10 protein-coding genes are annotated in these 15331 nt (G+C 61.1%); 4 read left to right on the top strand and 6 right to left on the bottom strand.

Features of this window, described 5'->3' with window-relative positions:
• Positions 1-26: 26 nt before the first annotated feature.
• The 5 genes from AM571_RS07870 to AM571_RS07850 all read right to left on the bottom strand — a co-directional run bounded on the left by AM571_RS07870 (position 27) and on the right by AM571_RS07850 (position 8374).
• Positions 27-1865, bottom strand: coding sequence for an ABC transporter ATP-binding protein (locus tag AM571_RS07870; RefSeq protein WP_074060937.1), 1839 nt, complete (start codon positions 1863-1865; stop codon positions 27-29).
• Positions 1866-2350: 485 nt separating this feature from the next.
• On the bottom strand, positions 2351-3163 hold the full coding sequence (locus AM571_RS07865; protein ID WP_081377043.1) for an APH(3') family aminoglycoside O-phosphotransferase: 813 nt from the start codon (positions 3161-3163) through the stop codon (positions 2351-2353).
• A 121-nt stretch (positions 3164-3284) separates the two neighbouring features.
• Positions 3285-4416 (bottom strand): peptide chain release factor 2 gene (gene prfB, locus AM571_RS07860; RefSeq protein WP_132552188.1). Its coding sequence is split into 2 segments (ribosomal slippage): positions 3285-4346 and positions 4348-4416, totalling 1131 coding nucleotides; the frame shifts between segments, so codons are not numbered across the junction.
• A 99-nt stretch (positions 4417-4515) separates the two neighbouring features.
• Positions 4516-6975 (bottom strand): penicillin-binding protein 1A, encoded by a 2460-nt coding sequence (locus AM571_RS07855; RefSeq protein ID WP_074060936.1) that lies wholly within the window; start codon positions 6973-6975, stop codon positions 4516-4518.
• A 238-nt stretch (positions 6976-7213) separates the two neighbouring features.
• Positions 7214-8374 carry an N-acetylmuramoyl-L-alanine amidase gene (locus tag AM571_RS07850; protein ID WP_420493382.1) on the bottom strand — a complete coding sequence of 387 codons (1161 nt, stop codon included), beginning with the start codon at positions 8372-8374 and terminating at the stop codon, positions 7214-7216.
• A gap of 726 nt (positions 8375-9100) precedes the next feature.
• Here AM571_RS07850 and AM571_RS07845 point away from each other — a divergent pair.
• From AM571_RS07845 to AM571_RS07835, 3 genes are all read left to right on the top strand, one after another.
• Positions 9101-11941: an Rne/Rng family ribonuclease gene (locus AM571_RS07845; RefSeq protein WP_074060934.1), complete on the top strand. Its 2841-nt coding sequence runs from the start codon at positions 9101-9103 to the stop codon at positions 11939-11941.
• A complete protein-coding gene (locus AM571_RS07840; protein WP_074060933.1) occupies positions 11889-12131 on the top strand; it encodes a hypothetical protein in 243 nt (80 codons plus the stop codon). The genes AM571_RS07845 and AM571_RS07840 overlap by 53 nt, the downstream gene beginning before the upstream one ends.
• A gap of 89 nt (positions 12132-12220) precedes the next feature.
• Entirely contained in the window at positions 12221-12889 is a 669-nt protein-coding gene (locus AM571_RS07835) for a hypothetical protein (protein ID WP_132552185.1), read from the top strand.
• A gap of 197 nt (positions 12890-13086) precedes the next feature.
• Here AM571_RS07835 and AM571_RS07830 read toward each other — a convergent pair whose 3' ends face one another.
• Complete coding sequence (locus AM571_RS07830) at positions 13087-14241, bottom strand: pyridoxal phosphate-dependent aminotransferase (RefSeq protein ID WP_074060931.1); 1155 nt, start codon at positions 14239-14241, stop codon at positions 13087-13089.
• Positions 14242-14451: 210 nt separating this feature from the next.
• Between AM571_RS07830 and AM571_RS07825 the strand changes: the two genes are divergently transcribed.
• A complete protein-coding gene (locus AM571_RS07825; RefSeq protein WP_074060930.1) occupies positions 14452-15210 on the top strand; it encodes a DsbA family protein in 759 nt (252 codons plus the stop codon).
• The last annotated feature ends 121 nt before the right edge of the window (positions 15211-15331 follow it).

Raw genomic sequence — 15331 nt, 5'->3', positions numbered from 1 at the left:
CACCGCCGTTTGGGGCGGGCCAATGGTCAAATGCTTGCCTGCACGCTGTGCAGGTTGGCATAGACGCCTTCCTGCGCCATGAGGTCGTTATGGGTGCCCTGTTCGATGATGCCATCGCCCGTAAGCACCAGGATGCGGTCGGCATGGCGGACGGTGGACAGGCGGTGGGCGATGACCAGGGTGGTGCGGCCCTTCGCCAGACTGAGCAGCGCCTTTTGGACCGCCCGCTCGCTTTCGTTGTCGAGCGCGCTGGTTGCCTCGTCGAAGATCAGGATCGCCGGATCCTTGAGAAAGGCGCGCGCTATCGTAAGGCGCTGCCGCTGGCCACCCGAAAGCTTGACACCGCGTTGACCGATATCGGTCGCGTAGCCATTGGGCAGAGCCGCGATGAAGTCGTGAGCGTTGGCGGCACGAGCGGCGGCCTCCACCTCGGCATCGGTCGCGTCGGGCCGGCCGTAGCGCAGATTTTCCGCCACGGTGCCGGCAAAGAGATAGACGTCCTGCTGCACCACCCCGACATGTCGCCGCAGTGACGCCAGCGTCACGTCGCGAATGTCGGTGCCGTCGATGCGGATCGCTCCGGCCTGCACATCGTAGAAGCGCGGTATGAGCGCGCAAAGCGTGCTCTTACCCACCCCTGAAGGGCCAACCAGGGCCACGAACTCGCCAGGGGCAATGGTGAACGAGAGCCGCTCGAGCACCTTTGGACCATCGGCCTCGTAGCCGAAGTCGACGTCGGAAAAACTGATCTCGCCCGCTGGAGCCGGCATCGGGCGGGCGGCAGGGCGGTCGAAGACGTCGGGTGCGATCTCCAGGATCTCCATGGCCCGAACGAAGCCGGTGTAGCCCTCCTGCCAAAGGCGGACGAAATTGGCGAGCCGCTGCATCGGATCGACCAGCACCGCCACGCAGAGCAGAAAGGTGAGGATGTCCGCCACCGACAGCTCCGACGTCAGGATGCGCAGCCCCCCGATCACGATGACAAGTATCGTGATGAGCTGTGCAAAGGTCTCGATACCCACCGAAAACCAGGCCTCGCTGCGGTATCCGTCGGCGCGGCCCTTCAGGAACCGAAGGTTCAGCTTGGCAAAGCGCTCCTGCTCCAGCGCCTCGTTGGCGAAGGACTGGACGACCCGAATGCCCGCCAGGGCGTCCTCCACGCGTTCATTGACGGCGGCGATCTGCCGCTTGCTCGCTTCGAGCGCGCGGTTCATGCGCCGGTTGAAATGCAACGCATAGGCCGCCGCCACCGGCGTGAGCAGCAGGATGAGGCTGGCCAGAGGTGGATCGATGAAAAACAGCACCAGCATGGCGCCGCCATATTTGAGTGCGGCGATGGAGAGGTCCTCCGGGCCGTGGTGGAAAAGCTCGCCCAGCCACAGGGAATCGTTCGTGATGCGGCTCATCAACTGCCCCGTGCGCTGGCGGTCGTAGAAGCTGAACGAGAGTTTCTGGCAGTGTTCGAAGAGCTCCTGGCGGACGGCGGCCTCGATACGGGCGCCCATCACGTGCCCCTGATAGTCGACGAAGAAGATGGCAACGGTTTGGATCGCCAGGATGGCAAGCATGAAGGCGCCGACGGCAAGGATCTGCTCGTAGGCCTCCGGCATGTTGGGCAGAGCCAGAAGGCGGCTTGTGACGAAGTTGGCGCAGAGCGGCAGCGCCACCGCGGTGCCGGCGACGACGATCGCGCAGAGCAGATCCGCCAGCAGCAAAGGCAGGTGCGGGCGATAGTAGGAGAGGAACTTGCGCATGCGCAAGCAGCGCCTGTCGCGGTCGGCCTTGCTTGGAGAGACGCGGAAGAATTTCAGAAAGCGGTTATGGCGCGGCGGGCTTTTCCTCGCGCGGGAAAACAGAATGTGCATGAAGCAGAATGTCCTTGTGGGCGATGTTTCCTTTCTGGTTGGACAGGTTCGCTTTCATGTCAGTCTCCCGGGGATCGGACCAATTGGAGCCCAAGCATCGCGGACAACCGAAACCGGATCAACCCCGCCGCGTAAAGAGATCGGCCGGTGTTGTCCCCATGCAACAGCCCGAGGTCGGCGACTGCTGCTCGGCTGTCGCTGTCTGCAAAGTCACTGTCTGCACGGCCCGGCATGAGGACGCGAGCGTCTGGTCGCATCGAACAACGACGGGGAAGGACTGCCATTAGAGGCTGAAACGGTTTATCGAGACAAGCGCTCGGATCGAACTGAACGCAATTGCGTCCGACTGCCGGAAATTGCGCGCCACATCATGGCAGGCATGCGACGAAGTTCAGCAATCTGCCGTCTGATCGAAGCAGGCCGGGTTGCCGAAGAGACCCCTGGCTCCGGCGCTCGGCCTTTTTTGTCGAAAGGGATTTCCGCGATTAGAAGAACTCGTCCAGCACCACATAGTAGGCGACTTTCGCGTCATCGATGCCGGAAAGCCCATAACAATCGAGGAAATGTTGAACCCATGTTTGACCGACGTTGTATCGGATGCTGCGCAGTGCCAACGCAATATCCTGGTATCGATCGGCAACCCCCAGACGGCCGCAATCGACATATCCACTGAATTGGCCCTCATGCGTCATGAAGTTCGGCAAGCAGGCGTCGCCATGGGCAACGACGGGATCCGTCACGTCAGGCTCGTTGGCTTCAAGGTAGGCGAAAAGGCTCGCAGCGGTTGCGTTTAGCCGCTCCTCGTCAAAATCACTCTCGTCTACGGCGCCTGCTTCCATCCGCGCCTTGGCAAGCCTCAAACGAACCGTCAGCCTGTGGTCGAAAGGGCAGTTTGCAGGATCAAGTTCGTGCAATCGACGTAAAGCGGCCGCCAGGATCTCGATGCGCTGCCCATCAGGGGTCGACCTGGACGAAGCCAGGTCTTTTCCGTCAAGCGCGCTCAGCAGCAGCCAGTTTCTGCCCTCATGGCTTTCCAGGGCGACGACGCTGGGGCACGCCAGCCCTTGCTCGGCAAGCCACAGCAGACGCTCCGCCTCCAACGGCAATTCCGCAAAGGGACCCGCAATTTCGCCTTTCAGGAAAAACTGCGTCCTGCCACCTTCAGCGAGCCCGAACACGGCTGCAGACGAACATCCCAGATCGACCTGCCTCCACTCGTGTCGAGATAGCAGCGCCCTTAAATCGGGAGGTAAGGCAAGGTTATCCATCGGCACGTCATCTTGATGATTGTCTGCCATTGGCTTTGCGCCTACAGGCCAAGGCCGCTTGCGACCACATGCTGCAAGCGGATTTGGCACTAAGCCGGACGAAAGGCGTTTAATCCAGACACTGACCGTCCCTGACCGTTTCCCCTCGTTGTCAATCAACGTCCTCGAGCACTGCGTCCGGCTTGCCGCTGATGCGGTGCGCAAGCGCTGCTTCCATGAACTCGTTGAGGTCGCCATCGAGTACGTCGCCAGGTGCCGTGCTCGAAACGCCGGTGCGCAGGTCCTTGACCAGCTGATAGGGCTGCAGCACGTAGGAGCGGATCTGATGGCCCCAGCCGATCTCCGTCTTGGATGCCGCTTCGGCGCTTGCTGCCTCTTCGCGCTTCTTCAGTTCCGCTTCATACATGCGCGCGCGCAGCATGTCCCAGGCCTTGGCGCGGTTCTTGTGCTGCGAGCGCTCCTGCTGGCAGGCAACGACGATGCCGGTCGGAATATGCGTGATGCGCACTGCCGAGTCGGTGGTGTTCACGTGCTGTCCGCCCGCGCCCGACGAGCGGTAGGTGTCGATGCGGCAGTCGCTTTCGTTGATTTCGATGTTGATCGAGTCATCGACCACCGGATAGACCCAGATCGACGAAAAGGACGTGTGGCGGCGCGCATTGCTGTCATAGGGCGAAATGCGTACGAGCCGGTGCACGCCCGACTCCGTCTTCAGCCAGCCATAGGCATTGTGGCCCTTGACCAGCAGCGTCGCCGACTTGATCCCCGCCTCTTCGCCGTCATGGACTTCGAGAAGCTCGACCTTGAAACGCTGGCGTTCCGCCCAGCGCGTGTACATGCGAAGCAGCATGTTCGCCCAGTCCTGGCTTTCGGTGCCGCCGGCACCCGAATGCACTTCGAGATAGGTGTCGTTGGCGTCGGCCTCGCCTGAAAGCATGGCTTCCACCTGGCGGCGCGCGGCCTCGGCCTTCAGGCTCTTCAGCGCGTCCTCGGCCTCCTTGACGATGCTTTCATCGCCCTCTTCCTCACCCATCTCGATGAGTTCGACATGGTCGTTCAGCTGCTGTTCGAGCTGCTTCACGCCGTTGATGCCGTCATCGAGCTGCTGGCGTTCGCGCATCAGCTTCTGAGCTTCGGCAGCATCGTTCCAGAGATTCGGGTCTTCTGCCTTGTTGTTTAACCAGTCCAGCCGTCTTATCGCCTGGTCCCAGTCAAAGATGCCTCCTCAGCAGGGTGATAGCCTGCTTGGTTTCATCGACTACGTTTTCGATTTCCGCTCGCATTTTCCTGCTTCTTTGCGTTGGTCTTGAGTTGGTCCGTCAAATAGTTGCGGCGGCCGCGGATGTAAAGAGCCGCGGCCGCCGCATCGGTGCTGGGATTGTTCAGTAGAGGCCGCCTGCGCCAGACTGCACGGCCTGGTTCGCCTGCGGCGAGGTCTTCAGGATCTCCTCCGGCGCCATCGTGCTGTCCATGCCGATGACGGACAAGCTGTCGGCCGGGCCGGTGCCGGGCTTGAAGGCCTCGATGATGGTGTTCGGATCGCCCTCCATCGCCGCCATGCCGGTCTTGCGGTCGATCGGGATCAGGTTCATGCCCTGCGGGATGACGAATTTCGATTCCGGCATGTCCTTGACGGCTGCCTGCATGAATTCGTTGAAGATGGGAGCCGAGAGGCCGCCGCCCGTACCGCCGCGGCCAAGCGGCGCCGGATTGTCGAAGCCCATGTAGAGGCCGGCCACGAGGTCGGGCGTGAAGCCGACGAACCAGGCATCCTTCTCGTCGTTGGTGGTGCCGGTCTTGCCAGCCACGTCGCGCCCGCCGAGGTCGATCTTGCCGGCCGCAGTGCCACGGGCGATGACGCCCTGCATCATCGAGGTGATCTGATAGGCCGTCATCGGGTCGAGAACCTGTTCCCGGTTGTCGACGATGTTCGGCTCTTCCTGATTCTGCCAGTCGCCGGCATTGCAGCTGTCGCAGAGACGTTCCTCATGTCTGAAGATCGTCTTGCCGTAGCGGTCCTGGATGCGATCGATCAGCGTCGGCTTGATCTGCTTGCCGCCGTTGGCGATCACCGAATAGGCCGAAACCATACGCAACACGGTGGTCTCGCCGGAGCCGAGCGACATGGCAAGCAATGCCGGCATCTTGTCGTAGATGCCGAAGCGCTCGGCATATTCGGCAACGATGTTCATGCCGAGGTCATTGGCAAGGCGCACGGTCATCAGGTTGCGCGAGTGCTCGATGCCGGAGCGCAGCGTCGACGGACCATTGAATTCGCCGCCGTAGTTTTCCGGCCTCCAGACCTGGCCGCCGGAGACGACCTCAATCGGCGCGTCCATGATCACCGAGGCGGGCGTATAACCATTGTCCATGGCCGCAGCATAGACGAACGGCTTGAACGAGGAGCCGGGCTGGCGCATCGCCTGCGTCGCGCGGTTGAATTCCGACTGCCCATAGGAGAAGCCGCCTGCCATCGCAAGGACGCGGCCGGTCTTGGGGTCCATGGCAACGAGGCCGCCCTGAACCTTCGGCGGTTGGCGCAGACGGTAAGACGTCGAGCCTTCGCCTCCCAACCGCTCGACATAGACGACGTCGCCCGGCGAAAGCACGCCTTCGGGCGATTTGGCCGTCTTGCGCTCGCCGGTCGAGGAGCGGTAGGCCCACTGCATGTTCTTCGCCTCGATCGTGCCATGCTCGCGCTCGGCGGCAGCCTTTCCGGCGCCGTCCCTGCGGGGCTGGAGGCCGATGTCGACGCTTTCGGTGGAAACGGCAAGCACGACGGCGAGGCGCCATTCGGGCACGTCGGAAAGCGCTGGAATTTCCGCGAGCGCCTTGCCCCAATCGGCGGTAGTGTCGATCGCCTTCAGCGCTCCATGGAAGCCGCGGCGTTCGTCGTAGGTCGTCAGGCCGTCCTGCAGCGCCTTGCGGGCGGCGAGCTGCATCTGCGGATCGAGCGAGGTGCGGACCGAAAGGCCGCCTTCGTAGAGCGCCTTTTCTCCATATTGGCCGATGAGCTGGCGGCGAACGGCTTCGGCGAAATAATCAGAAGCAAAGAGCGAGGGGCCGGTGCTGCGGGCCGTCACGCCGAGCTGCTGCTTCTTGGCTTCCGCCCCGTCGCTCGGGCTCACATAGCCGTTTTCGACCATGCGGTCGATGACCCAGTTGCGGCGCTCCACCGCGGCATCTGGATGGCGGAAGGGATGATAGTTCGCGGGGCCCTTCGGCAGCGAGGCGAGATAGGCGGCTTCGGCAACGGTGAGTTCGGTGACCGACTTGTTGAAGTAGGTGAGCGCCGCCCCGGCGATGCCGTAGGAGTTCAGGCCGAAGAAGATCTCGTTCAGATAGAGCTCGAGGATCTTGTCCTTGCTGTAGGCCTGCTCGATGCGGAAGGAGAGGATGGCTTCCTTGATCTTGCGGTCGATCGTCTGGTCGGATGTCAAAAGGAAGTTCTTGGCCACCTGCTGCGTGATCGTCGAGGCGCCCACGGGACGCCGGCCGGAGCCGAAATTCTGCAGGTTGACGACGATGGCGCGCGCAAGCCCGCTGAGATCGACGCCGGGATGGTTGTAGAAATTCTTGTCTTCGGCCGAAAGGAAGGCGGCCTTGACCCGATCCGGGATCGCCTGGATCGGCAGGAAAAGACGCTTTTCCTTGGCGTATTCGGCCATCAACGCGCCGTTTCCGGCATGAACGCGGGTGGTGACCGGCGGCGCATAGCTGTTCAGGACGGCGTAATCGGGGAGATCCTTCGCGACGTTTGCCAGGTAGACGGCAACGACGGCAGCAGCGCCCAGAAACAGGACGCAAGCAATTCCGAAGAAATATCCAAGGAGTCTGATCATATTGAGCTACCGGTATTCCAAATTTCAATCGGTGCAGGCACTATATTTGCATGGAAGCGGGCGATTTGCACATCGCGCGGGCATACTCCATGAGCGCCATCGCGACAAGCCGTCCAGCCTGGCTAGTCGAAAACATAGCGGCGAGTAACGGCCTGAATGTGAGCAAAATAGGGCTCCCCTGCCCCATTCACATGCTCCGCTTTGCTTTCGCCGCGGGTGTCACATCTCAGCCACGGCCTCAGCCGCCATTGGCAACCACGGAAGAGCGATAGCGCTTGACGGCATCGGTCAACAGCTCGGCGATCTTCACCCTCCATTTCTCGTCGAGCAGCAGCTTTTCGTCTTCCGCGTTGGAGAGGAAGCCGAGTTCGAGCAGAATCGAGGGCACATCGGGCGCCCGCAGAACCTGGAAGCCTGCATGCCGATGCGGATTGTTGATCGTACTGATCTGATCCTTGAACGAACCGAGCACGCTTTCGGCCAGCGAGATCGAGAAGGCCTGAGTCTCGCGGCGCGTCAGGTCGAGCAGGATATCGGCCACTTCCGGTGGTTCGGCGGCGGTTTCCTTGCCGGCGATCTGATCGGAAAGATTTTCGCGCTCGGCAAGATCGGCGGCGAGCTTGTCGGAGGCCCTGTCGGAGATCGTATATACCGTCGCGCCGCGGATATCCTTTTGCTTCAGCGTATCGGCGTGCAGCGAGATGAAGAGGCCGGCATGGTTCTGCCTGGCGATCTGCACGCGCTCGGCAAGCGACAGGAATTCATCCTCGCTGCGGGTGAGGAAGGCCTTGATGCCATGCTCGCGGTTCAGCCGGTCGGCCAGCGCCTTGGCGAAGGCAAGCGTCACCTGCTTTTCCTCGGTCTTGGTATCGACGCCGATCGCGCCGGTATCGATGCCTCCATGGCCGGCATCGACGGCGATGATGAAGTCGCCAGGCTGTGCCGCCTGCGGCGCCGGTATTGGACCCGACTGCGGACGGTCTGCCGGATCGCTCCAGGACTGCGCCTTGACGAGGGCCGCGAACTCCTCCTTGCCGGTCATCTCGGCATCGAGCACGAGGCGGTAACCCCTGCCATCCTCGTCGGCCTGCACCTTGGCCGTGGCCAGCTTCACCGGCTTGACGGCGCTCAGCACGATGCGGGCGCTGCCTTCGTCCATCGTGCCGTAGCGGATGTCCTTGAAAAGCCCCCTCGCCGCCAGATCTTTGGCCTGGAAACCGAACGCGGTCGCCGGCAGATCGACGACGATGCGCTCGGGATTGGCGATATAGTGGACCGAAAAACTCGGCTGCCGGTCGAAATCGATGACGACGCGGGTACGGGCGTCGTCGCCGATGATGCGTGCGCCATAGGCAAGCAGCGCCTCTGGCTTCTTCGGACCGGCGGCAAGCGCGACCATGGCATGAAGCGAAACCGCCGCTGCAGCGAGCACGCCTACGAATTTCGTCTTCCGCTTGCCGGATTCCCCCGCTGCGGACCGCACCCTCTTAAACACTCGACCGCCACACCCTATCTGTCATTGCGATGGATCCTTGCAGCCTCATGCACGCACCGCCCGCTTGAGCGATTGTCCGCCACCGCCGAATCAGGACCGCCAATTCCCCGATTGTCTATGCATTTCCAAATCCATCAATATTATGGCGCATTTGGCTTTTCCCTTGCTATTGTGACAGAGAAACCATACAACGATTTTCAGGTTAGAAAGTGTTGACGGGATAGAGTCGCCGCGCGGCTGCCAACCCCACGAGGACCTGGCGCCACAACCGGCAATCGTCCGCCGTCTTACGCGCTTCTCTCCATAGTAAACTGGATCCTGAATTTTCCGGCGTATGCGGAAACTTCATCGGTGGATAGCCACCAAACGCTCCGAGGAGCAAACTCATCGGACCCCCAGGGGTCTTAAGTATTGTCGATCTCGCTTGGTCATAATGGTTTCGCAGCAGGTTTTATCCAAAGTCTACAGGCCCCGGGAGAATGAATTCCCCGCTGTCGCCTGGCTGCTGCTGTCCCGCCCGAACCAATCGCGACTTTCATTATCCGGCGCACCCACGCTCGACCGCATGCCCCCTGTTATCAATACGGGCGGGAATGGGTGTCTGCGGCTGCGCCGAGGAGCACACCTTACATGGCAGACAAAATGCTTATCGACGCGTCTCACGAGGAAGAGACACGTGTCGTTGTCGTTCGCGGAAACCGTATAGAAGAATTTGACTTCGAGTCGCAGCACAAGAAGCAGATACGCGGCAACATCTATCTCGCAAAAGTAACGAGGGTCGAACCCTCGCTTCAGGCCGCTTTCGTCGATTACGGCGGCAACCGGCACGGCTTCCTGGCCTTTGCCGAAATCCATCCCGACTATTACCAGATCCCGCTGGCCGACCGTCAGGCCCTGCTTCGCGCCGAGGCCGAGGAGCACCGCCGAGACGACGACGTCGAGCATGTCGAAACCGCACCCGTGAGCGACCCGTCGACCCAGGAGCAGCCCGACACCGGCATCTTGCCGGCAAAGGAGCCGGCCGCCGAAGAGGCTTCCGAAGACGCCGCTCCGGCTGAAGCAAGCGCTCCGGCCGCAGAAGAGGCTCCGGCCAAGAAGGCCAAGCCGCGTCGCAGCCGCAAGAAGGTCGTCGAAACCACGCCGACCGAAGACGCCGTCCCGACCGATGTCGAAGCACCTTCCGCCTCCGTCGTCGACGATGATGACGAGGGGCCTGTCGGCGGCAGCATAGCTGCTGCTGTGGAGACCGACTCGATCTCCGAAGACGTCGATTCCCGCCGCCGCGGCAATGACGACGACGACGATGACGATCATGAGGAGGAAGTGATCGAATCGGTCGGCGCCGAAGATGCGATGGAAGAGGTTCCCGACCGCGTGCAGCGCAAGCCGCGCAAGCAGTATCGCATTCAGGAAGTCATCAAGCGTCGCCAGATCCTGCTTGTGCAGGTTGCCAAGGAAGAGCGCGGCAACAAGGGCGCGGCGCTCACCACCTATCTCTCGCTCGCAGGCCGCTACTCGGTCCTGATGCCGAACACGGCTCGCGGCGGCGGCATTTCCCGCAAGATCACCAATCCGCAGGACCGCAAGCGTCTCAAGGAAATCGCCCGGATGCTCGAAGTCCCGCAGGGCATGGGCGTCATCCTGCGCACGGCTGGCGCCAACCGCACCAAGGTCGAGGTCAAGCGCGACTTCGAATATCTGATGCGCCTGTGGGAAAACGTCCGCACGCTGACGCTCGCGTCCACGGCCCCCTGCCTCGTCTACGAGGAAGGCTCGCTCATCAAGCGCTCGATCCGCGACCTCTACAACAAGGACATCAGCGAAATCATCGTTTCCGGCGAGGAAGGCTATCGTGAGGCGAAAGACTTCATGAAGATGCTGATGCCGAGCCACGCCAAGGTCGTTCAGCCTTACCGCGACATCCATCCGATCTTCTCGCGCTCCGGCATCGAGGCGCAACTCGACCGCATGCTGCAGCCGCAGGTGACGCTGAAGTCCGGCGGCTACCTGATCATGAACCAGACGGAAGCGCTCGTTTCGATCGACGTCAACTCCGGCCGCTCGACCCGTGAACATTCGATCGAGGACACCGCACTTCAGACGAATCTCGAAGCGGCCGATGAGGTCGCCCGCCAGCTTCGCCTGCGTGACCTTGCCGGTCTCATCGTCATCGACTTCATCGACATGGAAGAAAAGCGCAACAACCGCGCCGTCGAGAAGAAACTGAAGGAATGCCTGAAGAACGACCGTGCCCGCATCCAGGTCGGCCGCATCTCGCATTTCGGCCTGCTTGAAATGTCGCGCCAGCGCATCCGCGCTTCCGTGCTCGAATCCACGACTCAGGTCTGCTCGCATTGCGGCGGTACCGGCCATGTGCGCTCGCAGTCCTCCGTCGCCCTGCATGTGCTGCGCGGCATCGAGGAATACCTGCTGAAGAACACGACGCACGACATCACCGTGCGCACCACGCCCGAAATCGCGCTCTACCTGCTCAACCACAAGCGCCAGTCGATCATCGATTATGAAACCCGTTTCGGCGTCGCGATTGTCGTCGATGCCGATAGCGCAGTCGGTTCGCAGCATTTTGCGATCGATCGCGGCGAGCCGGTCGAAAATCCGGTCAAGATCGAAACCCTCTTCAACTTCGCAGCCATTCCCGATGATGACGACGAAGATATCGTCATCGAGACGGAGGAGGAAGAAGACGAGGATGTGGATGAAAAGCCCCCAGCCGCCGAGCGTGCGCCCCAGCAGCGCGCCGAAGGTGACGGCGAAGGCAGCCGCAAGCGCAAGCGCCGCCGCCGCCGGCGTGGACGCAATGGTGCTGGTGAGCAAATCGCCGCTCAGGATACCGTTTCCGGCGAAACCGGTCACGAGGATGAAGGCGACGAAGAAGGTAGCGAGGGCGATGATACAGCCGCAGCAACCTTCGAAACGGGGGCTGAAAGCGAAGAATCCCAGCGCCGCAAACGCCGGCGCCGCGGCAAGCGTGGCGGGCGCCGCAACCGCGAGGAAGGCGAAGAAGTGAGCGCCGGCGCTGAAGCCGACAATGAAAATGCCGCTGATGCCGGGGATGGCACCGAGGCTGAAACGCAGGCCGAAATCGTCGAGGCGTTCTCCGAAGAAGCCGGCGATGGCCAGCCGGCGATGGCAGCCGTCGAAACCGGCGCGTTTGTCGCCGCAGCCAAGCCCGTCAAGGGCCGCAGCCGCCGCAAGGCGGCCCCCTCTCCCGTCGAGGAACCGGTTGTCGAAGCCGTACCTGCGGAAGCGGAAGCCGAAACGGTCGAAGCCTCCGCCGATCTCGCCACGCCGGCAGACGACGAAGCCAAGCCGGTCCGCGCCAATCGCGAATCGAACATCTCCTCTTCGTCGATCCCGACCGTCAAATCCACGCGCAGCGAGCCTGCCGAGGCCGACAATGACGGAAAGCCGAAAAAAGCCGGCTGGTGGCAACGCCGCGGCTTCTTCTGAGAAGCCGATACAAAACCTTGAAGGTAAAATCCGGCTGCGCAACGCGGCCGGATTTTTTTATCTGCTCATCTGCATGTACGGGAAAGGCAAGCAAGACGCTCTGGCGGCATCCGTCAGTCTCTTGAAGCTGCACCCCCTGGTCGACAGCCACGCCGCGCGTGAGCAACACATGCTGGCGGGCTTCTTTTAAGCATTTTCTTATTTACATTGGGGATCGATGCAAAATCAGATTGCCCCTGTCACATTTCCTTCATAAACAGTTTCTGATCAGTGGGGAGGATGTGGGACGTGATTCAATCTGTTTGGCCATATAGGCTGCTGGCATTTGCAGTATTTGCATCGGCCTATCCACTTTCATTCGTGCTGCCACAGCAAATGGGCTGGGAGAACGGTTCGTTCGAAAACCTGCAAGTTGTCGCCTACGCTTTCGGCTTCGTACAAGCAGGCATCTTGGCCTCACGGACGAGCGGAGCCTGGAGGGCATTATGGATTGCCCTTATGCCGGTCTGGTTCATTCTCGTCGCGCGTGAATTGAGCTGGGCTGCCGTCTTCCATGAGCCGACGCATTTTTCAGCGAACGGTCCCATGTATCAGGCCAGCAAGTTGCTTTGGTACAACGGTGCGGTGACGCCGATCGTGGCTGCGCTGCTGCTATTTTCGCTCATAACGGTGATCAGAGGTCGGGTTTGGAGGCTCCTGCCGGCTGTTCAGGGCAACAACCAGTTGCCAGTTCTCGAATGCGGGATGACGGTTGTGAGCGTTATTCTCATGACTGCCGCGGAGCATCACATGGGCATGTCGCTGGATGCGGTCGTGGGTAACGGGCAGATCTTCGAAGAAGCCGTTGAGCTTGCGGCAAGCCTGTTTCTCCTGACTGCACAACAGCGAGTTCGGATGGGCGGCGGACTGCGCCCGGCTACCCTGTTGTCAACACCAGCTTGGCATTGACGGCCCAGCTCGCCTGACCTCTCGACGCCCTGGCTGTCCCTCGTCGGAGCGTTCTAAAATCGTGCCCTTGGCCATCGGCCAAAGGCCTGGATCCTAGTGGCAATGGCTTCTCGTCGAGACCGTGATTTGCGAATAATTTGATTCAAGTCCTTTCAAAAATCCTTTCGAAATCCTCGACAAGCCTCGGAAATCAGACTCTATTTCAGCCAGGCGGCAATGCGCTCCACCGCCTCGGCGATCTCGGCCTCTGAGCCCGCATAGGACATGCGCATCGTCCGGTTGCCCTCCAGTGGATCGAAGTCGAAACCGGGTGTGGCAGCGACATCGATTTCCGCCAGCATGCGTTTGGCAAAGGCCATGCTGTCATTGGTGAAACGGGTGACGTCGACATAGGCATAGAAGGCGCCATCCATGGGCGAAGCGATCGAGAGCCCGATCTCTGGGAGACGCCGCATCAGGAACTCGCGGTTCCTGGCATAGCTTGCCCTGTAGACGTCGAGCTGCGCCGTCGCGTTGAGCGCTGCCGTCGCCGCGATCTGGGAAAGCTCCGGGGGCGAGATGTAGAGGCTTTGGGCCACCCGCTCGATCGGCCGGATCAGACGCTCAGGCAGCACCATCCAGCCAATGCGCCAGCCGGTCATGCAATAGTATTTCGAAAACGAGTTGATGACGATCGCTTCGCCGGTCAGTTCCAGCGCGCTCGTCTCTTCGCCCGCGAATGTCAGTCCGTGGTAGATTTCGTCGGATATGAAGGCGATCGAGTTGGCGGCGCAATAATCGGCGAGCTCCTTCAGCGCCTGCCTGCCCGTCACCGTGCCCGTCGGATTGGCCGGGCTTGCGAGCAGTACGCCTTTCAGCCTGACGCCGTCCTGCTGCGCCGCCTCCAGGCTTTGAGGCGTCAGTGTGAAATGCGTCTCGGCCGTCACCGGCACTTCGACAACCTTCAAGCCGAGTGCGCCGAGGATGTTGCGGTAGGCCGGATAACCGGGCCTGGCAATCGCCACGGCATCGCCGGCATCGAAGAGCGAAAGAAAGGCAAGGTTGAAACCCGCAGACGAACCCGTGGTGACGGCGATCTGCAGCGGGTCGATGTCAAGCCCGTGCCGGCCGCGATAGTGCGCAGCGATTCCTTGCTTCAGACGTGCGGTGCCGAGGGCGTCTGTATAGCCGACCCTGCCCTTGGCGAGCGCTTCTCGTGCTGCATCGAGTGCTTCCTGCGGCGCCGGATGGGACGGCTGGCCGACCGCCATCGAAATGACCGGATGACCGCTGGCGCGCCGTCTGGTCGCCTCGGCGAGCACGTCCATGGCGTGGAAGGGTTCGACTTCGCTGCGTCTCGATATGGAAAACAAGCTGGATATCTCCGGAAGTTTCACTTGCGGCCAGACAATTGCCGCAATAATCGGGTCATCACAATCCCGCGATTGCGTCGCGCCTGCGAAAAATCCTGTTTGAGGACGGAACCATGCGCCGTAATTTGGTGCTTTGCAGTTCTACCTGTTAACACGGCAATGATAAGATGCAGCAAATTTCGCGCCCCATCTGCCGTAGACGAGGATAACATGACCTTCTTCCCGAAAGCCTTCGCCGTTTTTGCGCTCGCAGCGAGCGTTGCGCTGCCCGTTCCGGCAGCAGCCCTCGACGACGCGCAGAAGAAGGAGTTCGGCGAGTTCATCAAGGAATACCTGATTGAGAACCCCGAAATCATGATCGACGTCCAGAATGCCCTGCAGAAGAAGCAGGAAGAGGCTCGCCTGGTGAAAGCCAACAGGGCGATCGAAGACAACCAGAAGGAAATCTTCGACGCGAAATACGACGCGGCCATCGGCAATCCCAAGGGCGACGTCACGATCGTCGAGTTCTTCGACTACAATTGCAGTTATTGCCGCCAGGCTCTTTCCGACATGCAGACCATGCTCGAAAAAGACAAGAATGTCCGTTTCGTGCTGAAGGAACTTCCGATCCTCGGGCCGGAATCGGCTGCCGCCCACAAGGTCTCGGACGCCTTGCGAAAGCTTGCACCCGAAAAATACGGCGAGTTCCACGTCGCCCTGCTCGGCAGCGGTGGACGCGCTGACGAGGAGAAGGCTCTCGCCGTTGCGGAATCGCTCGGCATCAGCAAGGAGCAGATCCTCGCGGAGATGAAGAAGAGCCCAAGCGAGGAGAGCGTTCAAAAGACCTACCAGCTTGCGCAGAACCTCGGCATCACCGGCACGCCGTCTTATGTGATCGGCAACGAGCTGGTGCAGGGTGCGGTCGGCTTCGACAACCTCGAGGCCAAGGTCAAGAACATGCGCACCTGCGGCAAGACGAGCTGCTGAGGCCGCGCCCATCAATTCGCCAAAATCCAAATGTTTCAGCCATGTGGACAAATATGGCACGATTCCGGCTGCCTCCCCCAAAGGGCTTTCAATCAAGGCATGGGGAGTCTATAGGTGGCCC

The sequence above is a fragment of the Rhizobium etli 8C-3 genome, from assembly GCF_001908375.1.
GTDB lineage: Bacteria > Pseudomonadota > Alphaproteobacteria > Rhizobiales > Rhizobiaceae > Rhizobium > Rhizobium etli_B.
Note: the sequence above shows the minus strand (reverse complement) of the source record. Positions and strands in the feature narration are given on the sequence as shown.